Source organism: Mesorhizobium sp. (assembly GCF_017306585.1).
Lineage (GTDB): Bacteria > Pseudomonadota > Alphaproteobacteria > Rhizobiales > Rhizobiaceae > Mesorhizobium.
Genome location: NZ_JAFKIC010000117.1, coordinates 51,295 through 71,799, shown reverse-complemented (window position 1 = coordinate 71,799; position 20,505 = coordinate 51,295). Strand labels below are relative to the sequence as shown.

Below are 20,505 nucleotides of genomic sequence, written 5' to 3'. Positions count from 1 at the left end.
CTGGCCCCCGGCTACCGCGTTGGCTGGATCGCGGCGGGTCGGCGCACCCGACAGGTGATCGAACGCAAACTCGCATTCAGCCTGTGCGGCGCCGTATTGCCCCAGGTCGCGCTCGCGGAATTTCTGGCAGGCGGCGGCTATGACGCCCATCTGCGCCGCGTCCGCCAACTCCTGCAACATACTCTCGCGCGCATGGCAGGAGCGGTCGAGGAGAGCTTTCCGGCCGAAACGAGGATGAGCCGGCCGGCCGGTGGTTTCGTATTGTGGCTTGAATTGCCGAAGCGTTTCGATTCCCGCGCTCTCTTCGACCAGGCGCTGGAGCAAGGCATCTGTTTCGCGCCCGGCGACGTGTTTTCCGCCAGCCGGCGTTTCCGGAATTGCCTCCGCCTCAGCGCGGGGCACGCCTGGGACCAGCGGATCGAGGATGGCGTGCGCCGGCTGGGTCAACTCGCCTGCCGGTCGCTTGCTGTCTGATCATCGTCCTGTTGACGCGCCGCCGGCATAGGAAAATACAACCGCTCGACGGTCGAAAAGACCCGCATCGTCGCAAAGCTTCGTGTCGCTCACCGGAGCGGCAGGAACGACCGAGGAACGTTTCGTAGGAACGCCACCCGCGCAATCAAGCTTTAAGCGATTGGAAATAATGGCGCGCCCGAAGAGATTCGAACTCCTGACCCCCAGATTCGTAGTCTGGTGCTCTATCCAGCTGAGCTACGGGCGCGCATCAGGCCATGTATTCGACGGCCCCGCGATCCGATCCGAAGGACCGGCCGCGAATGTGTGCAGTTCCCTAACGACTGAATTTGCGAAAAGCAAGTCGGTCCGGCAAAAGTTTTGTCACCGGGATGTCATGCCGGCATTTCGGCGCAGGATCCGCGCTGCTGATCGAGATCTATCTCAGGGCGGCCCTTGGCGGTCTGGGGTTCTGTCAGGCCGGGCGGCGCAGATTGCCGCGCGCCTGGTCCAGCCGCACCGGCTGGTCGGGAATGGTGACCGCGAACGTGGTGCGCCCGCCGATCGATTCGACCAGTTCCACCGAGCCGCCATGGGCCCGGATCAGCTCATGCGCGATCGCCAGGCCAAGGCCGGTGCCGCCGCTGCGGGCGGAGCCGCGGAAGGCCGCGAACAGGTTTTCACGCGCCTTGGGCGGCAGGCCGGGGCCGGTATCGGTGACGACGATGCGGCTGACGCTGCCCATGCGCTCGGCCGAAACGGCGAGCCGCCGCACCACCGCGCTCTCGGTGTCGGCCGCCATCGCCTGCACCGAATTTCGGCACAGATTTGTCAGCACCCGGAACAGCTGGTCGGAATCGGCGTCGACCTCGAAAGCGATCTCGACGGCATTGATGAACTCGATGCCGTCCTCGATGTCGAGCAGGCCGTGCACGTCCTCGACCAGTTGGCGCAGCCGCACTCTGCGGCGCGAAGGCGGCGGCTCCTGCGTGCGGCCGTAATGAAGCACGCCTTCGGAATAGGACACGGCCCGGTCGAGCGCGCGCAGAAGTTTCGGCGCGAAAGCCTGGACGGTCGGATCCCTCACCTGCCGCAGACGGTCCGACATCAGTTGCGCGGAGGCCAGGATGTTGCGCATGTCGTGGTTGATCTTCGACACGGCAAGCCCGAGGTCGGCGAGGTGCTTCTGCTCGGAGAGCATCTTCTGCAGCCGCTCCTGCATCTGCGACAGTTCGCGTTCGGCCACGCCGATCTCATCGGAGCGGTCGGCCGGATGGATGATCCTGCCGGGATCGTCGGGCGCCTCGGAGAACGACAGCATTGATCGTGTCATGGTGCGGATCGGCCCGATCATGATCAGGTCGATCGCGGCATAGACCAGCATGGCGGTGAACAGCGAGATCAGCAGTGAGACGAAGGCGACATTGCGCGAATAGATGAGCATCGCCTTGCGCAGGGAGTAGTCCGGCATGATCAGCTCGAACTCCTTGTCGCTGTCGCCGACCGGTCCGAAGACGCGCAGCATCCGGTCGCCGCCGAAGAACAGCGTGTCGAGCGCCCCGGTCATGCCCTTGACCATGCCGACGCTGGCGAGATCGATGTGCTCGTCGACCTGCGGCGGCATGTCGGCCACCACAAGCAGCCGCGAGACGCCGCCGTCGCGCACCGCGATCGCCTTGGCGCCGATCGCCATCAGCACGTCGTTCTGCGCCGTGCGCGACAGCGAGGTGGACTCGCCCTGCACCAGCACGATCGATACGGCGGCCGCCGTGCTCAGCCGTTCCTTGAGCCAGCTCAGCCGGTAACTGGCGATCCACGGCAGGAAGATGAGCACTTCGGCCAGAAGCACGAAAACGATGGTGAGCAGCAGGAGTTTTGTCGACAAGCCGCGCGACAGCGGCACCGAGCGCACGGCGGCTTGCGCCGTTCCGGTCCCTTCGCCCGCTTGGATGGCTTCGCTCATGCGACTCGATCTTCACAATCACTTGATCGGCCAACATTAGGCGATTACGGCATTTTTGCCAATTTCATCCTTCGTCGGAAAAATTAATTCGCGGAAAGGTTTGCGCCAGAGCCGCGCCGGCGGCGGATTGACTTCCAAAAACCTTCTTTCTATAAGCCCGCTCACGCTCGGGCCATTCGTCCCGGCGCGGTTTCGATCGCGCCAAGCCGGCCCGGCAAAGCTCCTGTTACAAAGTGACAGACACAAGAAGGGCCGCACCCCGCGGTATTAAAACAAATGAAGCGTACCTACCAACCGTCCAAACTCGTCCGCAAGCGCCGGCACGGTTTCCGTGCTCGCATGGCCACCAAGGGTGGTCGCGGCGTCGTCGCAGCTCGCCGCAACCGCGGCCGCAAGCGGCTCAGCGCCTAAGCGAGACGAGATCGTTGCCCGCAACCGGCAAGCCAGTGGGACAAGCGCCCGAACGGCTTCTGAAACGCGCGGAATTCCTGGCCGTCCGCCGTGGTGAAAAGCGCCGCGGGCGGTTTTTCCTCGTCGAGGTCCTCGACCGCGGCGATGGCGGGTCGCCGCGCGTCGGCTTCACCGTCACCAAGAAGGTCGGCAACGCCGTTGTGCGCAACCGCGTCCGGCGGCGGCTGAAGGAAGCCGTGCGCGTCCATGCCGCCGATGACATGATGCCCGGCAATGACTATGTCATCGTCGGGCGCGATGATGCGCTGCGCGCGCCCTTCGGTCAGTTGAAGGCCGAACTCTCCCGCCGACTTCGCGGAACACGATAGGCCAAGGGCTCCCGATGGAAAACAACCGGAACTTCTTCATCACCATCGCGCTGTCGGTGCTGATCCTGACTTTGTGGCAGGTTTTCTACATGAACCCGCGCGTCGAGGCGCAGCGCGAGGCCGCCAAGGTCGAGCAGCAGCGCGTCGAGGAGCAGAAGAAGGCGGCCGATGCCGCCAATCCGGGCGCCGGAACCCCGGCACCGGCGCCGGGCACCATTCCCAACGCGCCCGGCGGCGAAGTCGTCACCGCGGCCAGCCGCGATCAGGCGCTCGCCGCCTCCAAGCGCGTCAAGATCGATACGCCGAGCCTGGAAGGGTCGATCAACCTGACCGGCGCGCGGCTCGATGACCTCAAACTCAAGCACTACACCGAGACCGTCGACAAGAATTCGCCCGAGATCGAACTGCTCAATCCGCAGGCGCTGCCCACCGGCTATTTCGCCGAGATCGGCTTTGTCGGCAACGACAAGACCGGTACGGTGCCGGGCGCCGAAACGGTGTGGAGCGTGGACGGCAACCCGACGCTGACCCCGTCGACGCCGGTGACGCTGACCTACACAAACGACAAGGGCCTGACCTTCAAGCGCACCTTCTCGGTCGACAGCGACTATATGTTCACGGTCTCCGACACCGTGCAGAATTCCGGCTCGAGCGCGGTCTCGCTGTTCAATTATGGCCGCGTCACCCGCTACGACAAGCCGGCGGTCGCCAGCACCTACGTGCTGCATGAAGGCCTGATCGGCTTCACCGGCACGGAAGGCCTGCAGGAGCACAAATACGCGTCCGTCGAAAAGGACAAGCAGTACCAGCCCGGCAAGTCGACCGATGGCTGGCTCGGCATTACCGACAAGTACTGGGCCGTCACGCTGGTGCCGACCGAGAAGCAGCCCTTCCAGCCGCGCTATGCCTATTTCGAGGACGGCCGCCACCGCTACCAGTCCGACTTCCTCACCGACGCCATCAATGTCGATGCCGGCCAGTCGGCGACGGTCGAGACCGAGGTCTTCGCCGGCGCCAAGGAAGTCGCCAAGATCAACGCCTATGCCGAGGACCGCCACATCAAGCGGTTCGACCTTTTGATCGACTGGGGCTGGTTCCACTTCATCACCAAGCCGATGTTCTGGCTGATCGACACGCTCTACAAGTTCCTCGGTAATTTCGGCCTGGCGATCCTCGCCACGACCGTCATCGTCAAGGCCATCTTCTTCCCGCTCGCCAACAAGTCCTACGCGTCGATGGCGAACATGAAGAAGGTGCAGCCCAAGATGCTGGAAATCCGCGAGAAATACGCGGACGACAAGATGAAGCAGCAGCAGGCGATGATGGAGCTGTACAAGACCGAGAAGATCAATCCGCTCGCCGGCTGCTGGCCGGTGGCGCTTCAGATCCCGGTCTTCTTCTCGCTCTACAAGGTGCTCTACATCACCATCGAAATGCGGCACGCACCGTTCTTCGGCTGGATCCACGATCTTGCGGCGCCCGATCCGACGTCGATCTTCAACCTGTTCGGCCTGCTGCCGTTCGCGGCGCCTGCCTTCCTGCCGCATATGGGCGCCTGGGCGGTGGTGATGGGCATCACCATGTTCCTGCAGATGCGTATGAACCCTGCGCCGCCGGATCCGACGCAGGCCGCTATCTTCACCTGGATGCCTGTCATCTTCACCTTCATGATGGGCAGCTTCCCGGCCGGCCTCGTCATCTACTGGGCCTGGAACAATCTGCTTTCGATCCTCCAGCAGGGCGTGATCATGAAGCGCCAGGGCGCCAAGATCGAACTGTGGGACAATCTCGCCGCGCTGTTTAAAAAGAAACCATCGCCGGCGGAATAGATTATCGCTCCTCGAAAGCCCGGCTCGTCCGGGCTTTTTCTTTGCCCGGATTGCTGATCACGTTCCCGTGATCGACGAAACTAGCGACGATCCCGTGGCGTGACTGCGTGTGCATTTCCAAAGGCTATCAATTCCGATCAGCCCTCACCCGGAGGAAGAACACATGCGCTTGCCCTCACTCAGGATCATCGCCATTTCCGCACTCGTCGCCGGCGCGACGTCGCTCGCTCCTGCCTATGCCAAGGACCCGATGGTCGGCGGCGCGGCCATGTACGCCACCAAGAACATCATCCAGAACGCCGTGAACTCGAAGGACCACACCACGCTCGTCGCCGCCGTCAAGGCCGCCGGCCTGGTCGACACCTTGCAAGGAGCCGGCCCGTTCACGGTCTTCGCGCCCACCAATGAGGCCTTCGCCGCGCTGCCCAAGGGCACCGTCGACACGCTGCTGAAGCCTGAGAACAAGGACAAGCTCACCAAGGTGCTGACCGCGCATGTCGTGGCCGGCAAGATCTCAGGCGCCGAGATGATTAAGAAGGCCAAGGCGATGGGCGGCAAATACGAGATGAAGACCGTCTCGGGCGACACGCTCACCGCCGAGGTCAAGAAGGGCAAGCTCTACATCATGGACGAGTCCGGCGGCGAGGCCAGGGTCACGATCGCCGACGTCAACCAGTCGAACGGCGTCATCCACGTCGTCAACAAGGTGCTGTTGCCGAAGTAACGGCCTCCGGCGAAAGGGGATAGGGCAGATTCGTTGGGGCTTTCTCGGCCTGCCGTCCCCGCCTCATGACGAGGTGCCACGTTTCTTGGGAAGCCGTACCGGCGAGGCCGGGGTCCTGTAGTCCCTCACAGGGCCCCGGTTTCTTTTTGCCCGTGGTGAAGCGGCCGCATTCCGGCCGTATCATTCCATCACGGCGCTGTGGTCGACCTTGGCCGGTGTGCCCGGCTTGCGCAGCAGGAGCACCAGCGGGATCGCGGCCAGCGACAGGATCATCATCAGCTTGAAGTCGTTCATGTAGCTGATGATTGTCGCCTGCAGCGTCACCACGCCGTCCAGCGCGGCGCGGCCGGCGGCGGTGTATGGATTCATCGCCTGCGCGATCGCCGGATCGTGAAACGCCTGGTTGAAGGGCGTGACATAGGCGGCGATGTTGGCATGGTTGATCTGCACGTTCTGCGTCAGAAGCGCGGTGACCACCGATATGCCGACGCTGGAGCCGATGTTGCGCGACAGATTGTAAAGCCCGGTGCCTTCGGCGCGCCGTTCCGGCGCCAGAGTGGCGAAGGTGATGGTGGTCAGCGGCACGAACAGGAAGCCGAGCCCCGCGCCCTGGATGAAGCCGGTGCTGATGATCGTCCACTGCGAGACATCGGGCGTCCAGCCGGTCATGTCGTACATCGCCCAGGCGGTGATCAGCAGGCCGGTCAGCAGCAGCCATCGCGTATCGACCTTGCCGATAAGCCTGCCGACCAGGAACATGCAGGCCATCGTGCCAAGGCCGCGCGGGCCCATGACGATGCCGGCCGTCACCACCGGATAGCCCATCAGCGTCTGCAGGTAGGGCGTCATCAGCGCCAGCGAGGCGAGATAGGTGATGCCGATGATGAAGATGAAGATCATGCCGACCGCGAAATTCCTGTCCAGGAACAGCCGCGGATTCACGAAGGTGTTCTTGGCGGTGAAGGTGTGGACGAGGAAGATGTAGAAGGCCGATGCGCAGATCAGCGCCTCGACGATGATCTCGGAGGACGAGAACCAGTTGAGCTGTTCGCCGCGATCGAGGAACATCTGCAGGGCCGCGATGGTGATGCTGAGCATGCCGAAGCCCAGCCAGTCCAGCCGCGCCTTGAAGTCCAGCTTGGTCTCGAGCACGTAGAGCGACACGCCGGCGAAGGCGAGCGCGCCGATCGGTACGTTGATGTAGAACACCCAGCGCCAGCTGACATTCTCCGTCAGCCAGCCGCCGATGACCGGCCCCAACACGGGTCCAACCATCACCGAGACTCCGAACAGCGCCATCGCCGAACCGCGTTCCTCGACGCTGTAGATGTCGAGCAGGATCGACTGCGACAGCGGCACCAATGCCGCGCCGAACAGGCCCTGCAGCAGGCGGAAGCCGACGATCTGCGGCAGCGACTGCGCGAAGCCGCACAGCACCGAGGCGACGACGAAGCCGGTGATCGAGGTCAACAGGATGCGCTTGCGGCCGAAGCGGTTGGCGAGGTAGCCGGAGGGCGGCGTCATCACGGCCGCCGCCACGATGTAGGAGGTCAGCACCCAGTTGATCTGATCGGCGCTGGCCGAGACACTGCCCTGGATATAGGGCAGCGCGACATTGGCGATGGTGGTGTCCAGCGCCTGCATGATGACGGCCAGGATCACGCAGGCGGTGATGGCGCCGCGATTGGCGACCACCGGCGTGGCACCTGCCGCGGACGCGCTGGTCATGATTTTTGTCCGAACCGGCCGATGAGGTTGGTGACGAAGTCGGGCAGGCCGCGCGCATGGCCGGTGTCGACGTCGACCACGGCGCTCATGCCGCCGCGCAGTGGCGGCTTGCCCTGGGGATCGTCTATCGTCACGCGCATCGGGATGCGCTGCACGACCTTGACCCAGTTGCCGGTCGTGTTCTGCGCCGGCAGCAGCGAGAAGCTCGACGAGGAGGCGGGGCTGATCGAGGCGACCGTGCCGTGCCAGACGGCGCCCGGATAGGTGTCGACGCTGATCGTCACCGCCTGTCCCGGCCGCACATAGGTCAGTTCGGTCTCCTTCGGCTCGGCCGCGATCCACAGATCGGTCGACGAAACCAGGCTGAAGGCCGGCTGCGAGGCCGGCAGGTACTTGCCGACCTGCAGCGCGTCGACATTGGTGACGACGCCGTCGAACGGCGCCTTGACCACGGAATCGGCAAGGTTGCGCTGCGCATCGTCGACGCCCGACTGGGCCTGCAGGTAGAAGGGGTTCTTCTCCACGGGCTGGTTGGCATCGCCGCCGAGCTGGGCAAGCGTCGCCTGCGCCTGCGCCTTGGCCACTGATACTTTCTGGCGCGCGGCGACGAGGTCGTGCTGGGCACTGTCGAAGGACGCCTTGGAGGCGGTGGAGGTCTTGAGCAGGTCCTGCTGGCGCTGGAACGCGGCTTCGTAATAGGGGATGTCGGCCTCGGCCTGCTCGATCTGAGACAGCGACTGCTGGTAGCTGGCCTGCAAGGTCAGCACCTGGTTGCGCACGGTGCCGAGCTGGGCCTGGGCTGCGGCGAGCGCGGTCTCGAAGGAAGCAGGCCGCAGGCGGAACAGCACGTCGCCCTTCTTCACCGCCTGGTTCTCGTGCACGTCGATTTCCTGCACGGTGCCGGAAACGTCGGTGGAGACGCCGAGCGACTGGGCCTGGATATAGGCGTTGTCTGTCGTCATCACCTGACCGCCGATGACGTAATAGTAACCGCCGACAACCAGCGCGACAGGAAGCAGGGCGAAGAGCACCGGCCGCGTCAGGCTGCGCTTCGGTTTGGTCGGGGCGGCAGCGGGAGGAGCAACGGCGGCGGGAGCCTGCTGCGGCTCCCTGGTCGGGGCTTCGAGCGCCGCGGGCTCCGGGGCAACCGGGGTCTCTAGTTCATCCTTGTCGATGACGACATTGGCCCGCCGCTGCTCGCGTTCGCTGTCCAGCCGGATGACCTGGTCGCTGGTTCTTTCGTCGGCAATGCCCTGGTCGGTGGGCTTTCTTGGTGAGGTTGGTTCAGACATGGAGGTTCTCCCGGTCGACGGCTGGCTGGGTGCAGGCCGCGAGCAGATTGGATTTGATCAGGCTTAGGGTTTGCAGCAGGTGCTGCTGTGTTTCGGACGAAAGGCCGGCGAAGGCCTCGTCGCGTGTCTTCTGGCCGTTGCCGCGCATGATCTCGAGCAGCGGGCGGGCCTTCGGCGTCAGGTAAAGCAGCCAGGCCCTGCGGTCGGCGGGATCGGGCCGGCGTTCGACGAGGCCGCGCGCCTCCATCCTGTCGAGCAGCCGGGCAAGCGTGATCGGCATGATCTCGATGAGGTCGGCGAGCTTGTTCTGATGGATGCCTTCATGCAGCGAAAGGTAGGCCAGCGCCTGCCACTGGGCCCGGGTCAGCCCCGATGCGTGCGACCGCTGCTCGAACCGCTTTCCAAGCAGACGCGCGACATCGTGCAGCACGAAGCTGATATTGGGGGAGGAGGGCATTGCGGGTGATCGGGGTCTGGGAGCAACTTTTCGTGAGCATGCTTATTATCATCATGCACATAATCCTGCTGGACGGCTTGCGCAAGACGGCTTAAGTCGCGTGGACGAAAAATCGCATGGTCCACGCCAGCGGGGTTGGGCTCTGTGGCGTGTGTCCGCCGGCAAGGATTTCGACGATGAATTGGATCAGGATCGCGGCCGTGACGGCCCTTGTCGGATGCCCGGCCGTGGCGGCCGCGAAGGATGCCGTCAGCTGCGGCGGCGCCGCCATGCTGGGCGGCGCGCAGCTCAACTGCAGCCACGTCGAACCCAAGGCGCCGCCGCAATTCTGCACGTTTAGCTGGGATCTTCACACGATTGCGGGAGATCAGAAGGTCGTCGAAGGCACCTTCATGCTGCCGCCCGGAGCCTCGAACGTTCAGGTCTATCAGGGCAGCGGGTTTGACAGCGCGCTGTCCAATCCGATCGTGATCTGCCGCGGCGGCAAATGAGCTTTCCGGCCACGCAAGGCTCGCTCACCAGCCGATTGGTGCTATAGGGCGGATCACGTTATTTTGACCGGGGCCTCCGCTGCGGATGCGCCTGCCAGGCAACTTTCGGATGAAGCGACATGGACGGACCCAACCCCGGCATCAAGCACCCGATCCCGATGCACCCGCGCGTTGGCTTCCTGAAGCCGCTGGTAAGCGCGCCCAACATCGAGATCGGCGACTTCACCTATTATGACGACCCGGATGGTCCGGACAAATTCGCCGAAAAATGCGTGCTGCACCACTATGACTTTATCGGCGACAGGCTCATCATCGGCAAATTCTGCGCTATTGCCGAGGGCGCGCGCTTCATCATGAACGGCGCCAACCACGCCATGTCCGGCTTTTCGACCTATCCGTTCAACATTTTCGGCCATGGCTGGGAAAAGGGTTTTGACGCGGCGACGTGGTCGAAGGAAGTGCGCGGCGACACCGTGGTCGGCAACGATGTCTGGATCGGCATGGAGGCGGTCATCCTGCCCGGCGTGAAAATCGGCCATGGCGCCATCGTCGCCGCCAAATCGGTGGTGACGCATGACGTGCCGCCCTATGCCATCGTCGCCGGCAACGCGGCCAAGGTGGTCAAGACGCGGTTCGACGACAGGACGGTCGGGCGGCTGCTGGCGCTTGCATGGTGGGACTGGCCGGTGGACAAGATAGGCCGCAATCTCGATGCCATCAGGGGCGCCGACATCTCTCTTCTGGAGGCAGCAGTTTGAAAGTTCCCAACAGCACCGCGATCGGCACCGACCTGTTCACGCGCGGGTGGATCTTCATCCGCGGCGTGCCGGCGATGAAATTCCTGCCGCCGGAAGGACCGCCCGAGATTGCCTTTGCCGGCCGCTCCAATGTCGGCAAATCCTCGCTCATCAATGCGCTCGTCGCCCAGAAGGGGCTGGCCCGCACCTCCAACACGCCGGGGCGCACGCAGGAGCTCAACTATTTCGTGCCGGACGGTTTTTCCGGTGAAGGCGCCGACCTGCCGCCGATGGCGCTGGTCGACATGCCGGGCTACGGCTACGCCAGCGCGCCCAAGGAAAAGGTCGACGACTGGACGAAGCTGGTCTTCGATTATCTCAAGGGTCGCGTCACGCTGAAGCGGGTCTATGTGCTGATCGATGCCCGCCACGGCATCAAGGCCAAGGACGACGAAGTGCTGTCGCTGCTCGACAAGGCTGCCGTGTCCTATCAGATCGTGTTGACCAAGACCGACAAGATCAAGGCCGCCGGCGTGCCGAGGCTGATCGAGGAGACGCTGGTCAAGATCAAGAAGCGGCCGGCGGCGTTCCCTTTCGTCCTGGCGACGTCGTCAGAAAAGGCCGAAGGCCTGGAGGAGTTGCGGGCCGCGATCGTGCTGGCTGCCAATGGCGGCTGAATAGGTCCGACCCCGACCAATCAGGCCTGAGCCTTTGCCTCCAGGGCAATCAACTGATGGCTTTCTTCCTCGGCGAGCGCTTCGGTGCCGTAGGCCTTCAGGAACATGTCGACGCCTGAGCGCACGATATGGTCGATCTCGTCCTGGTTCGGTGCCTTGGTGCGGTAAGCGAAGATGCACTGCCGGAACAGGCCGGCGAGGCACAGTTCGGTGAACTGATAGGCGGCGAGGTCGACATCGTCGATCTTGAGCAGGCCACGCTCGATGGCGGCATTGAGGAATGTCACCACCTTGTCATGGCCGCGCTTGGGCCCGCGCTCGTAAAACCGCGCGCCCATGTCGGGTATCCTGTCAGAGGCGCCGATCACCGTGCGCTGAGCCTGGATGACCTTGGCCGAGGTGATCTTCATGGACAGCACCTTGCCGAACTTGACCAGCGTCTGGCGCAGGTCGTCGGCGCGGTCGAGCATGTCGTACATGTTCTTGAAGATGGTGCCGCGCTCTTCCTCGATCAGGGCTTCGAACAGCTCTTCCTTGTTGGCGAAGTAGACATAGATGGTGCCTTTCGACACGCCGGCCTCGCGCGTGATGTCGTTCATGGACGCGGCCTCGAAACCCTTGTCTATGAAGACGCGGCGGGCGCCGTCGATGATCTGGCTGCGCTTGGCTGGATCCTGTCCGGCCGCGGGGCGGCCGCGGCGCAGGCTCTCCAGCAGGTCGTTGCATTTGTCGGTTTCAGCGTCAGGCGTCGTCTCGGCCATGAAAGTCACACCTCGAAAATAATTCGAACCAACCGGTTCGATTGCCCCTTGATATGGGCCTCTTTCCGCGCTATGTCAACGCCCGGATCGAACCGAACGGTTCAGTATTATAATTTTAGAGAGATGTCATGTCCTCGAACGCGCCAACCACAGCAGAAGTCCGCCCCTTCCCCAACGCCAAGGTCGCTCCGGCGACGGAAGCGCCGGAAATTCCTGTCCAGCCGGTCGTCGCACCGCCGCCTGCCGCCGAGGCCCCGGCCAAGAAGAAGCGCTCGGCGCGTTCCTTCCTTCTGCCGATCATCGGCCTTGCTCTGCTCGGTGGTGGCGCCTGGTATGGTTACGACTACTGGACCACTGGCCGCTTCATGATCTCGACCGACGACGCCTATGTCCAGGCCGACATGGCGTTCGTCTCGCCGAAAATTTCCGGCTATGTCGATCAGGTCCTGGTCAGCGAGAACCAGCAGGTCAAGGCCGGCGATCCGCTACTGACCATCGATTCCGGTGACTACAAGATCGCCGTCGCCCAGGCCGAGGCGCAGATCGCCACGCTGGCAAAGACGCTCGACCGCATCGACGCGCAGACCAAGGCGGCGGAAGCTTCGCTCAAGCAGGCGCAGGCGCTGAAGGTTGCCGACCAGGCGGCGGCGGATAATGCCGCCCGCGCCCAGCAGCGCGCCGCCCAGCTGGTCAAGACCCATGTCGGCACCCAGGCCCAGCTCGACGACGCCCAGACGGCGCTCGATCAGGCCAATGCCGCGCTTGTCGGAGCCGACGCCCAGATCGCCGCCGCGCAAGCCAATATCGGCGTGCTCGAGGCGCAGCGCGCCGAATCCGCCAGCACGCTGGCCTCGCTGCAGCTCAGCCGCGACAAGGCAGCGCGCGACCTGTCCTTCACCGTGCTCAAGGCGCCTTACGATGGCGTCGTCGGCAACCGGTCGGTCGAGCAGGGCGACCTCGTCAGCCCCGGACAGAAGCTCGCCGTCGTCGTGCCGATGGACAAGCTCTATGTCGTCGCCAATTTCAAGGAGACGCAGCTTGCCCGCCTCGTGCCCGGCGAAAAGGTCAACATCTCGGTCGATGCCATCGACGGCAAGCCCATCCAGGGAACCGTGTCCTCGCTGGCGCCGGCCTCGGGCGCGGTGTTCTCGCTGCTGCCGCCCGAAAACGCCACCGGCAACTTCACCAAGGTCGTGCAGCGCGTCCCGGTCCGCATCGACGTGCCGGCCGATGCGCTGAAGACCGGCAAGCTGCGCGCGGGTCTCAGTGTCGTTGTCGCCGTCGACAGCCGCACAGCACCCGCCGCCACGACCAACTGACCGCTTTCAAAGGGGGGCGGCACGGTGGCTGATTAAGCACCGGGCCGCCCAGCCTGCCTCAGGGAGGCTCATGAAATGGCAACCGCCACCATAACAGCAGGATCGCCGCCCAAGGCGCCGGCGATGCCGGCGGCGCCGGACACGATTTCGACCCGGCGCGTCATCGCCTTCCTGGCGATGGTCTTCGGCATGTTCATGGCCATCCTCGACATCCAGATCGTCTCGGCCTCGCTGGCCGAGATCCAGGCCGGCCTCAGCGCCAGCTCGGATGAAATTCCGTGGGTGCAGACGGCCTATCTGATCGCCGAGGTGGTCATGATCCCGCTCTCGGGCTTTCTCAGCCGCATGCTGTCGACGCGCGTGCTGTTCACCATCGCCGCCGCCGGCTTCACCGCCGCATCGGCGCTGGCCGCCACCGCCACCAACATCGACCAGATGATCGTCTACCGCGCCGTGCAGGGTTTCATAGGCGGCGGCATGATCCCGAGCGTGTTCGCGGCCGCCTTCACCATCTTTCCGCCGTCGCGCCGCGCCGTCGTCTCGCCGATGATCGGCCTGGTGGCGACGCTGGCGCCGACCATCGGCCCGACCGTCGGCGGCTATATCAGCCACGCCTTTTCATGGCACTGGCTGTTCCTGGTCAATGTCGTGCCCGGCATACTGGTGGCGACCGCCGCCTGGTCGCTGATCGATTTCGACAAGCCCAATCTCAAGCTGTTCAACAAGTTCGACTGGTGGGGCCTTGCCGGCATGGCGGCCTTCCTGGGCTGCATGGAGTATGTGCTCGAGGAGGGCCCCAACAATGACTGGCTGCAGGACCAGGCCGTGTTCATCTGCGCCATCGTCATGACCATCGGCGCGGTGCTGTTCTTCTGGCGTGTCTTCACCGCCGAGGAGCCGATCGTCGACCTCCGGGCCTTCAGCAACATCAACTTCGCCTTCGGCTCGCTGTTTTCCTTCGTCATCGGCATCGGCCTCTACGGCCTGACCTATCTCTATCCGGTGTTCCTCGGGCGCATCCGCGGCTACGATTCGATGATGATCGGCGAGGCGCTGTTCGTCTCCGGCCTGGCGATGTTCCTCACCGCGCCGATCTCCGGCATCCTGTCGAGCAAGATGGACTTGCGGCTGATGATGATGATCGGCCTGTTCGGTTTCGCCACCGGAACCTGGTGGATGACGCATCTGACCGCCGACTGGGATTTCTATGAACTGCTGATCCCGCAGATCCTGCGCGGCTGTTCGATGATGCTGTGCATGGTGCCGATCAACAACATCGCGCTCGGCACGCTGCCGCCCGACCGGTTGAAGAATGCGTCGGGCCTGTTCAACCTCACCCGCAACCTCGGCGGCGCGGTTGGCCTCGCGCTCATCAACACCGTGCTGATCGACCGCAATGCCTTCCACTACGCCCGGCTTGCCGAGCATGTGCAGTGGGGAAGTGCGGCCGCGCAGACCAAGCTGCAGAACATGACGCTCAACTTCGAGCAGACCACCGGTCTCGACGCCACGAGCGCCGCTATCTCCAAGCTGTCGGGCATGGTCCAGCAGCAGGCGGCGCTGCTGGCCTTCATGGATGTGTTCTACCTGTTGACCGTGCTGTTCGCGACGCTGGGATTCTTCACCATGCTGATCAAGAAGCCGGCTGCGGCCGGCGGTGGTGGGGGCGGCGGGCACTGACCCCGCAAGGATACGTGGGCAGCGGTTTCGGGAAGCTCCTCCAGTCCACGCCCGAAAGACTGACCGCGCAAAGAAACTCCGGGCCGCAAGACCCGGAGTTTTTCTTTTGGACCCGGAGTTTCTTCCGGAGTTGAAGCGTCAGGCCGTGGCCGGCTTGAAGGTGAGCGCCACGCCATTGATGCAATGGCGCAGGCCGGTCGGCGCCGGACCGTCGTCGAAGACATGGCCGAGGTGGCCGCCGCAGCGGCGGCAATGCACTTCGGTGCGTGTCATGCCCAGCGACCGGTCCTCGGTCTTGCCGATGCCGTTGGCGATCTCCTGCCAGAAGCTTGGCCAGCCGGTGCCGGAATCGAACTTCGTCTCCGAGGGATAGACCGGCAGGTCGCATCCGGCGCAGGCGAATATGCCCTTGCGATGCTCGTTGAGCAGCGGGCTGGTGCCCGGATATTCGGTGCCTTCCTTGCGCAGCACGTCGAAGGCGGCGGGCGACAGGATGGCCTTCCACTCGTCGTCGGTCTTGGTGACCTCGAATTTTTCGGCTGCCTGTGCCGGCTGCGGGCCGCCCATGCGCAGCATCGTTGCCGCGGCCCCGGCCACTCCGATTACGGCGGCACCGCTTAGAAGTAAGTCGCGACGGTTCATGACGGGTTCCTCCTGTCGTCTTTTGCCAAACCGGACCGCCACCCGAAAATCAAAAGCCGGTGACGGTGGCCCCAGAACGATGCTCCGCGCCATCCTCCATGGGCGGCGCGGAGCATGCGTCTCGATTGCAAATCACGGGAGCGGGACCATGCAACCGACGGAGCTCTTGCCGCAGGTTCGGATGCGGCGAGCCCTTTGTTACGCCTTAAGCCTTATCACATCTTCGGGAGCAGAACCTTGTCGATGACGTGGATGACGCCGTTGGACTGCTCGACATCGGCGATCGTCACATTGGCGACATTGCCGTTTTCGTCGGTGACGGTGACCTTGCCGCCATCGGCCTTGAGCGACAATTCGCAGCCGCCGACCGTCTTGACCTTGTGCGTGCCGCCGTCGGCCTTGGCCATCGAGGCGACATCGGCGGCCATCGCCTTGGCGGCGATGACATGGCAGGTCAGGATCTTGACCAGCTTGTCCTTGTTCTCGGGCTTGAGCAGCGTGTCGACTGTGCCGGCCGGCAGGGCGGCAAAGGCTTCGTTGGTCGGCGCGAAGACGGTGAACGGGCCAGCGCCCTGCAGGGTGTCGACCAGCCCGGCCGCCTTGACGGCGGCGACCAGCGTCGTGTGGTCCTTCGAATTGACGGCGTTCTCGACAATGTTCTTGTTGGCATACATGGCCGCGCCGCCGACCATCGGGTTTTCGGCATAGGCAGCGGTGGCAAGCGCGGAGACAGCGATCGTACCGGCGAGCAAAAGGGTGGCGAACTTGCGCATGATGTTCAGACTCCTCGGGTTTTTCTCTTCCCATCTTCGGGACGCGAGGAGATACGGAACACGAATGCGTGAGTTTCAGAATATTTCTGGATGTTTAAGTTATTTTGTACCGCTGAAGAGATTTGCAAAGCATGGAAAGCTAGCCGGCTTACACGTCATCTCGACACGCACGGCACGACATAGACTTGCCATGGCTTTATAAGGTCAAGCAATTAAGGATAGATCGCTCAGATACCCTTGAGGTCGCCAGCAGCGACGACAGGTCCGGTCGGCTGGCCGGTCGGCGAGCCGCCGGCGGGCTCGAGGCTGACCGCCAGCACCGCGCCCAGAGCGAGCTTCTGCTGCACCGCCGGCGTGACGACCACGTGCGCGGTCGAGCCGACCGGGATGACGCCCATCGAGACCGGCGCGTTCTTGCCCTCGATCATCCATAGCTCGAAATCCTTGCCGGCGGCGCGCTCGCCGGAAACATGCGACAGGCCAACCTCGTGGTGCGCCGCGTCGTAGACGGCGAGATATTTGACGTCGCTGCCATCGGCGGCCAGCGACGCGACAAGGCGCGTCTGCGGCTGCACTGCGGGCGGGTTGAGATAGGGCACGGCAATGTAGATCGCCAGGGCCGCGACCGCTGCCGCCGCGAGGCCGCGCCAGAAGGCGAGGCTGGACCACAGGCCGGCGCGTTGTTCGGTCGGCGCGGCCGCGGCGGACGAAAACAGCCGCCGATCGATCGCCGGCTTCACCGAGGCCGGCGGCTCGACTTCCGGATAGCCGGCCGCCAGTGGAGAGAGGTGAACCTCCCAGCCATCGACAATCCGCGCGAAACCGGTCTCGGTGTCGATGCGCCTGGAGGCGATCTGCCGTTCTTCCGTCGGCAGCACGCCCAGAACGTATTCGGCGGCGAGCAGGTCGTCGCCTCCACGTTCCGGTCCGGTGTCTTCTGCCAGCGTCATCTTTCCAGACATTCTCTGAGTTTCATCAGGCTGCGGCGCAGCCAGGTACGCATCGTATTCAACGGCACGCTATGGCGTTCCGCCAGTTCGGCATAACTCTCGCCCTTGAGATAAGCGCCCCGGACGGCCGCCGCCCGGTCCTTTTCCAACTCATCAAGGCAATGATGGATACGTTCGGACTCATCGCCCGCCGCCACCATCGCTTCAGGTCCCGGCGCCGGATCGGCCACGTCGAGCGCGGCATCGATATCGGCGGCCGGCTTGCGCCGCGCCCTGACGCGATCGATCGAATGGTTGCGCGCGATCGCCACCAGCCAGGAGATCGGACTGAGATCGGAGACAGCAAAACGATCCGCCTTCGTCCATATCTTGACGAAGACCTCCTGCAAGGCTTCTTCCGCATCTCCCCGGTCGTTCAATACACGAAGGCACACGCCGAAAAGTTTCGCGCTGGTCTGCCGGTAGAGCAGATCGAACGCGGCCCGGTCCTTCATCGAAGTCCGGACGATCAGCTTGGTGATGTCCTGCGGCGTCATGCAGGCAAATTAGGGTATTGCAATGTATTTGCAACGGCGGAAATTGCCTTGTGCACGCCTAAGCTTGGGAGCGCGGGGGCCTCTATCTTTATCTTTCGCCATTTGCCAAGCGAGTAGCCACTGGCTAGCTTTGCAGAAGCGGACGGAGGGCGCTGATGTCGGTCGAACGGATCCTGTGGGAGCAAGACGCAACCGGCCTCGCCGATCTGGTGCGCAGGGGTGAACTGTCGGCGATCGAACTGACCGAAGCGGCGATCGCGCGTGCCGAGGCCACGAGGCCCGAAATCAACGCCACCGCCGAGCCGCTCTATGAAGCGGCACGGGCGCGCGCAAAAACGATGGACCGCTCGCTGCCGCTGGCCGGCGTTCCCTTCGCCGTGAAGGATCTCGGCATCGCCATCAAGGGCGTGCCGGTGCATGGCGGCAGCCGTATCCCGGCCTCGGTGCCCGACGTCAGTTCCGTGCTGGCCGAGCGCTACCTGGCTGCCGGGCTGATCCCGATCGTCACCTCGACATCGCCCGAGCACGGGCTGCGGCTGATGACGGAATCGAAGGCCTTCGGCATCACCCGCAATCCCTGGAACACCGGCCACACGTCAGGCGGTTCGTCCGGCGGCGCCGCCGCTCTTGTCGCTGCCGGCGTGGTGCCGGTGGCGCATGCCTCGGATGGCGGCGGCTCTATCCGCGTGCCGTCGGCCTGCAGCGGGCTGGTCGGCCTGAAGACCTCGCGCGGCCGCGTTCCGCTGTCGCCATTGGTGAGCGAGAGTTGGTACGGCATGGTGGTCGACCACGCCGTCACTCGCTCGGTGCGCGACTGCGCGCTGCTGCTCGACCTCACCCATGGTTCCGATCCGCTGGCGCCTTACGCCGCGCCGGCGCCGAAAGTCTCCTTCGCCGCCGCCGCGGCGCGCGATCCGGGCAAGCTGCGGCTGGCCGTCTACCGAAAGTCGCCGCTCGGCCTGCCGATCTCGGCCGAGACGCTCGCCGCGCTCGACAAGGCGGTGGCGCTTGCGCGCGAGGGCGGTCATGCCGTGGAGGAGATCGACCTGCCTTTCATCGGACGCGACTTCTTCGCCGACTTCTGCAGGACGGTCGCCTCCGCCGTCGCCGGCACGATGCGCGCGGAGGCGTTGCGGGTCGGCCGCTCCGTCACCGGCGACATCGAGCGCGCCACGCGGGTGCTTGGCCGGTTGGGGGAAATGGTCTCGGCCGGCGAAACCTATGCCGGCCTGCAGCGGCTGCATGCCGCCTCGCGGCGGCTGATCGCGGAAACCGCGCAATATGATGCCGTGCTGTTGCCGGTAATCGCCCACCCGCCGCTTGCCTGCGGCGCGATGGATCCCAAGGGCGCCGACGAGCTGATCGAGAACCTTCTCGACAAGCTTCATCTCACGCCGCTGCTGAAGATCAAGCCGCTGTTCGGCCAGCTGATGGACAAGAGCCTGTGGTTCACCCATTGGCCGGCGATCCATAATGTCAGCGGCCAGCCATCGATCGCGCTCCCCGTCCACGTCACCGATGGCGGCCTGCCGCTCGGCATCCAGGCCGCCGGCCGCCCGGGCGACGAGGAAACGCTTCTGTCGCTTGCCGCACAGATGGAGAAGATCTCGGGCTGGCTCGGCCGCAGGGCGCCGCTGATGGTGCCGTCACGATGACGACACCGTGAATCGCTCGAATATGACAGCAATGCCATTTGCGGGCGCTGCCAAATCCCGCTAAGACGCCGCCGTTCTTACCAGTGCATGCCGCCTCGAACTGTCCAGCGGTTTTGAGGCAACCGAATGCATGAAACCAGAAGCCGGGAACCACGCCGATGACGGACGTCGCCGCCACCGCCGAAATGCAGGCCGCCCTCTTGTCGCGCGCGCTGCCTTACATGCAGCGCTACGAGCACAAGACGGTGGTGGTGAAATATGGCGGCCATGCCATGGGCGATATCGAGCTCGGCAAGGCGTTCGCCCGCGACATCGCGCTTCTGAAGCAGTCCGGCGTCAACCCGATCGTCGTCCATGGCGGCGGGCCGCAGATCGGCGCCATGCTCTCCAAGATGGGCATCGAATCCAAATTCGAGGGCGGCTTGCGCGTCACCGACCAGAAGACGGTCGAGATCGTCGAGATGGTGCTGGCCGGCTCGATCAACAAGGAGATCGTCGCGCTGATCAACGCCGAGGGCGAATGGGCGATCGGCCTCTGCGGCAAGGACGGCAACATGGTGTTCGCCGAAAAGGCGCGCAAGACCATGATCGATCCGGACTCCAACATCGAGCGCGTGCTCGATCTCGGCTTCGTCGGCGAGCCCGTCGAGGTCGATCGCACGCTGCTCGACCTGCTGGCGCGTTCCGAAATGATCCCTGTGCTGGCGCCCGTGGCGCCCGGCCGCGACGGCCACACCTACAACATCAACGCCGACACGTTCGCGGGTGCAATCGCCGGTGCCTGCAAGGCTTCGCGCCTTTTGTTCCTCACCGACGTGCCGGGCGTGCTCGACAAGAACAAGAAGCTGATCGACGAACTGACCGTGGCCGAGGCCAAGGCGCTGATCAAGGACGGCACCGTATCGGGCGGCATGATCCCCAAGGTCGAGACCTGCATCGAGGCGATCGAGCGTGGCGTCGAGGGCGTCGTCATCCTCAACGGCAAGACGCCGCATTCGGTGCTGCTCGAACTCTTCACCGAACACGGCGCGGGCACGCTGATCGTTCCCTGAGAAGAGG

At 64.2% G+C, this 20,505-nt stretch carries 21 protein-coding genes and 1 tRNA gene; 12 read left to right on the top strand and 10 right to left on the bottom strand.

What is annotated here, in order from left to right:
- Positions 1 to 474, top strand: a 474-nt coding sequence (locus J0I79_RS08825) for an aminotransferase class I/II-fold pyridoxal phosphate-dependent enzyme (RefSeq protein ID WP_292856538.1), incomplete at its 5' end; no start/stop codon positions are given.
- Positions 475 to 644: 170 nt separating this feature from the next.
- Here J0I79_RS08825 and J0I79_RS08820 read toward each other — a convergent pair.
- A tRNA-Arg gene (locus J0I79_RS08820) sits at positions 645 to 721 on the bottom strand.
- A 207-nt stretch (positions 722 to 928) separates the two neighbouring features.
- Positions 929 to 2,416 (bottom strand): HAMP domain-containing sensor histidine kinase, encoded by a 1,488-nt coding sequence (locus J0I79_RS08815; protein WP_292856536.1) that lies wholly within the window; start codon positions 2,414 to 2,416, stop codon positions 929 to 931.
- Between the two features lie 276 nt (positions 2,417 to 2,692).
- Here J0I79_RS08815 and rpmH point away from each other — a divergent pair, with 276 nt between their 5' ends.
- The 4 genes from rpmH (at position 2,693) to J0I79_RS08795 (ending at position 5,748) form a co-directional block, all read left to right on the top strand.
- On the top strand, positions 2,693 to 2,827 hold the full coding sequence (gene rpmH, locus J0I79_RS08810; RefSeq protein WP_008833937.1) for a 50S ribosomal protein L34: 135 nt from the start codon (positions 2,693 to 2,695) through the stop codon (positions 2,825 to 2,827).
- A gap of 14 nt (positions 2,828 to 2,841) precedes the next feature.
- A complete protein-coding gene (gene rnpA / locus J0I79_RS08805; protein ID WP_292856534.1) occupies positions 2,842 to 3,195 on the top strand; it encodes a ribonuclease P protein component in 354 nt (117 codons plus the stop codon).
- A 14-nt stretch (positions 3,196 to 3,209) separates the two neighbouring features.
- Entirely contained in the window at positions 3,210 to 5,024 is a 1,815-nt protein-coding gene (yidC, locus tag J0I79_RS08800) for a membrane protein insertase YidC (RefSeq protein WP_292856532.1), read from the top strand.
- A 163-nt stretch (positions 5,025 to 5,187) separates the two neighbouring features.
- A complete protein-coding gene (locus tag J0I79_RS08795) occupies positions 5,188 to 5,748 on the top strand; it encodes a fasciclin domain-containing protein (protein WP_292856530.1) in 561 nt (186 codons plus the stop codon).
- 180 nt (positions 5,749 to 5,928) lie between these two features.
- Here the strand turns inward: J0I79_RS08795 and J0I79_RS08790 are convergent, their stop codons facing one another.
- From J0I79_RS08790 to J0I79_RS08780, 3 genes are read right to left on the bottom strand one after another with little or no spacing between them, the layout of a single operon-like run.
- Positions 5,929 to 7,476 carry a DHA2 family efflux MFS transporter permease subunit gene (locus J0I79_RS08790; protein ID WP_292856528.1) on the bottom strand — a complete coding sequence of 516 codons (1,548 nt, stop codon included), beginning with the start codon at positions 7,474 to 7,476 and terminating at the stop codon, positions 5,929 to 5,931.
- On the bottom strand, positions 7,473 to 8,768 hold the full coding sequence (locus J0I79_RS08785; protein WP_292856526.1) for an HlyD family secretion protein: 1,296 nt from the start codon (positions 8,766 to 8,768) through the stop codon (positions 7,473 to 7,475). The genes J0I79_RS08790 and J0I79_RS08785 overlap by 4 nt, the downstream gene beginning before the upstream one ends.
- Entirely contained in the window at positions 8,761 to 9,225 is a 465-nt protein-coding gene (locus tag J0I79_RS08780; protein WP_292856524.1) for a MarR family transcriptional regulator, read from the bottom strand. The genes J0I79_RS08785 and J0I79_RS08780 overlap by 8 nt, the downstream gene beginning before the upstream one ends.
- Before the next feature lie 227 nt (positions 9,226 to 9,452).
- On the opposite strand from J0I79_RS08780, the gene J0I79_RS08775 reads away from it, so the two are divergent.
- From J0I79_RS08775 to yihA, 3 genes are all read left to right on the top strand, one after another.
- Positions 9,453 to 9,716, top strand: coding sequence for a hypothetical protein (locus tag J0I79_RS08775; RefSeq protein WP_292856522.1), 264 nt, complete (start codon positions 9,453 to 9,455; stop codon positions 9,714 to 9,716).
- Between the two features lie 119 nt (positions 9,717 to 9,835).
- Positions 9,836 to 10,474: a CatB-related O-acetyltransferase gene (locus J0I79_RS08770; RefSeq protein WP_292856520.1), complete on the top strand. Its 639-nt coding sequence runs from the start codon at positions 9,836 to 9,838 to the stop codon at positions 10,472 to 10,474.
- Positions 10,471 to 11,130 (top strand): ribosome biogenesis GTP-binding protein YihA/YsxC, encoded by a 660-nt coding sequence (gene yihA, locus J0I79_RS08765; protein ID WP_292856518.1) that lies wholly within the window; start codon positions 10,471 to 10,473, stop codon positions 11,128 to 11,130. Before J0I79_RS08770 ends, yihA begins: the two co-directional genes overlap by 4 nt.
- 20 nt (positions 11,131 to 11,150) lie before the next feature.
- Here the strand turns inward: yihA and J0I79_RS08760 are convergent, their stop codons facing one another.
- Entirely contained in the window at positions 11,151 to 11,891 is a 741-nt protein-coding gene (locus J0I79_RS08760) for a TetR/AcrR family transcriptional regulator (protein ID WP_292856516.1), read from the bottom strand.
- Between the two features lie 128 nt (positions 11,892 to 12,019).
- On the opposite strand from J0I79_RS08760, the gene J0I79_RS08755 reads away from it, so the two are divergent.
- Both J0I79_RS08755 and J0I79_RS08750 read left to right on the top strand, forming a co-directional pair.
- On the top strand, positions 12,020 to 13,210 hold the full coding sequence (locus tag J0I79_RS08755) for an HlyD family secretion protein (RefSeq protein ID WP_292856514.1): 1,191 nt from the start codon (positions 12,020 to 12,022) through the stop codon (positions 13,208 to 13,210).
- Between the two features lie 123 nt (positions 13,211 to 13,333).
- A complete protein-coding gene (locus tag J0I79_RS08750; RefSeq protein ID WP_292856546.1) occupies positions 13,334 to 14,890 on the top strand; it encodes a DHA2 family efflux MFS transporter permease subunit in 1,557 nt (518 codons plus the stop codon).
- 138 nt (positions 14,891 to 15,028) lie between these two features.
- Here J0I79_RS08750 and msrB read toward each other — a convergent pair whose 3' ends face one another.
- The 4 genes from msrB to J0I79_RS08730 form a co-directional block, all read right to left on the bottom strand.
- Positions 15,029 to 15,532 carry a peptide-methionine (R)-S-oxide reductase MsrB gene (msrB, locus tag J0I79_RS08745; protein WP_292856512.1) on the bottom strand — a complete coding sequence of 168 codons (504 nt, stop codon included), beginning with the start codon at positions 15,530 to 15,532 and terminating at the stop codon, positions 15,029 to 15,031.
- Between the two features lie 215 nt (positions 15,533 to 15,747).
- On the bottom strand, positions 15,748 to 16,305 hold the full coding sequence (locus J0I79_RS08740; RefSeq protein WP_292856510.1) for a fasciclin domain-containing protein: 558 nt from the start codon (positions 16,303 to 16,305) through the stop codon (positions 15,748 to 15,750).
- 227 nt (positions 16,306 to 16,532) lie between these two features.
- The gene (locus J0I79_RS08735) at positions 16,533 to 17,255 is read right to left on the bottom strand and encodes an anti-sigma factor (RefSeq protein ID WP_292856544.1); all 723 of its coding nucleotides are present in this window, start codon (positions 17,253 to 17,255) and stop codon (positions 16,533 to 16,535) included.
- Complete coding sequence (locus J0I79_RS08730; protein ID WP_292856508.1) at positions 17,252 to 17,791, bottom strand: sigma-70 family RNA polymerase sigma factor; 540 nt, start codon at positions 17,789 to 17,791, stop codon at positions 17,252 to 17,254. Before J0I79_RS08730 ends, J0I79_RS08735 begins: the two co-directional genes overlap by 4 nt.
- A gap of 155 nt (positions 17,792 to 17,946) precedes the next feature.
- On the opposite strand from J0I79_RS08730, the gene J0I79_RS08725 reads away from it, so the two are divergent.
- Positions 17,947 to 19,446 carry an amidase gene (locus J0I79_RS08725; protein WP_292856506.1) on the top strand — a complete coding sequence of 500 codons (1,500 nt, stop codon included), beginning with the start codon at positions 17,947 to 17,949 and terminating at the stop codon, positions 19,444 to 19,446.
- A gap of 158 nt (positions 19,447 to 19,604) precedes the next feature.
- Positions 19,605 to 20,498 (top strand): acetylglutamate kinase, encoded by an 894-nt coding sequence (argB, locus tag J0I79_RS08720; RefSeq protein WP_292856504.1) that lies wholly within the window; start codon positions 19,605 to 19,607, stop codon positions 20,496 to 20,498.
- Positions 20,499 to 20,505 lie beyond the last annotated feature (7 nt).

Bases quoted from the DNA above. Each gene is read 5' to 3' on its own strand.
- J0I79_RS08760 (WP_292856516.1), bottom strand. From the start codon at position 11,891: ATGGCCGAGACGACGCCTGACGCTGAAACCGACAAATGCAACGACCTG.
- J0I79_RS08750 (WP_292856546.1), top strand. From the start codon at position 13,334: ATGCCGGCGGCGCCGGACACGATTTCGACCCGGCGCGTCATCGCCTTC.
- J0I79_RS08725 (WP_292856506.1), top strand. From the start codon at position 17,947: ATGTCGGTCGAACGGATCCTGTGGGAGCAAGACGCAACCGGCCTCGCC.
- J0I79_RS08735 (WP_292856544.1), bottom strand. From the start codon at position 17,255: ATGACGCTGGCAGAAGACACCGGACCGGAACGTGGAGGCGACGACCTG.
- J0I79_RS08815 (WP_292856536.1), bottom strand. From the start codon at position 2,416: ATGAGCGAAGCCATCCAAGCGGGCGAAGGGACCGGAACGGCGCAAGCC.
- yidC (WP_292856532.1), top strand. From the start codon at position 3,210: ATGGAAAACAACCGGAACTTCTTCATCACCATCGCGCTGTCGGTGCTG.
- J0I79_RS08795 (WP_292856530.1), top strand. From the start codon at position 5,188: ATGCGCTTGCCCTCACTCAGGATCATCGCCATTTCCGCACTCGTCGCC.
- J0I79_RS08770 (WP_292856520.1), top strand. From the start codon at position 9,836: ATGGACGGACCCAACCCCGGCATCAAGCACCCGATCCCGATGCACCCG.
- rpmH (WP_008833937.1), top strand. From the start codon at position 2,693: ATGAAGCGTACCTACCAACCGTCCAAACTCGTCCGCAAGCGCCGGCAC.
- J0I79_RS08780 (WP_292856524.1), bottom strand. From the start codon at position 9,225: ATGCCCTCCTCCCCCAATATCAGCTTCGTGCTGCACGATGTCGCGCGT.
- J0I79_RS08785 (WP_292856526.1), bottom strand. From the start codon at position 8,768: ATGTCTGAACCAACCTCACCAAGAAAGCCCACCGACCAGGGCATTGCC.
- J0I79_RS08790 (WP_292856528.1), bottom strand. From the start codon at position 7,476: ATGACCAGCGCGTCCGCGGCAGGTGCCACGCCGGTGGTCGCCAATCGC.
- argB (WP_292856504.1), top strand. From the start codon at position 19,605: ATGACGGACGTCGCCGCCACCGCCGAAATGCAGGCCGCCCTCTTGTCG.
- J0I79_RS08740 (WP_292856510.1), bottom strand. From the start codon at position 16,305: ATGCGCAAGTTCGCCACCCTTTTGCTCGCCGGTACGATCGCTGTCTCC.
- J0I79_RS08730 (WP_292856508.1), bottom strand. From the start codon at position 17,791: ATGACGCCGCAGGACATCACCAAGCTGATCGTCCGGACTTCGATGAAG.
- J0I79_RS08755 (WP_292856514.1), top strand. From the start codon at position 12,020: ATGTCCTCGAACGCGCCAACCACAGCAGAAGTCCGCCCCTTCCCCAAC.
- msrB (WP_292856512.1), bottom strand. From the start codon at position 15,532: ATGAACCGTCGCGACTTACTTCTAAGCGGTGCCGCCGTAATCGGAGTG.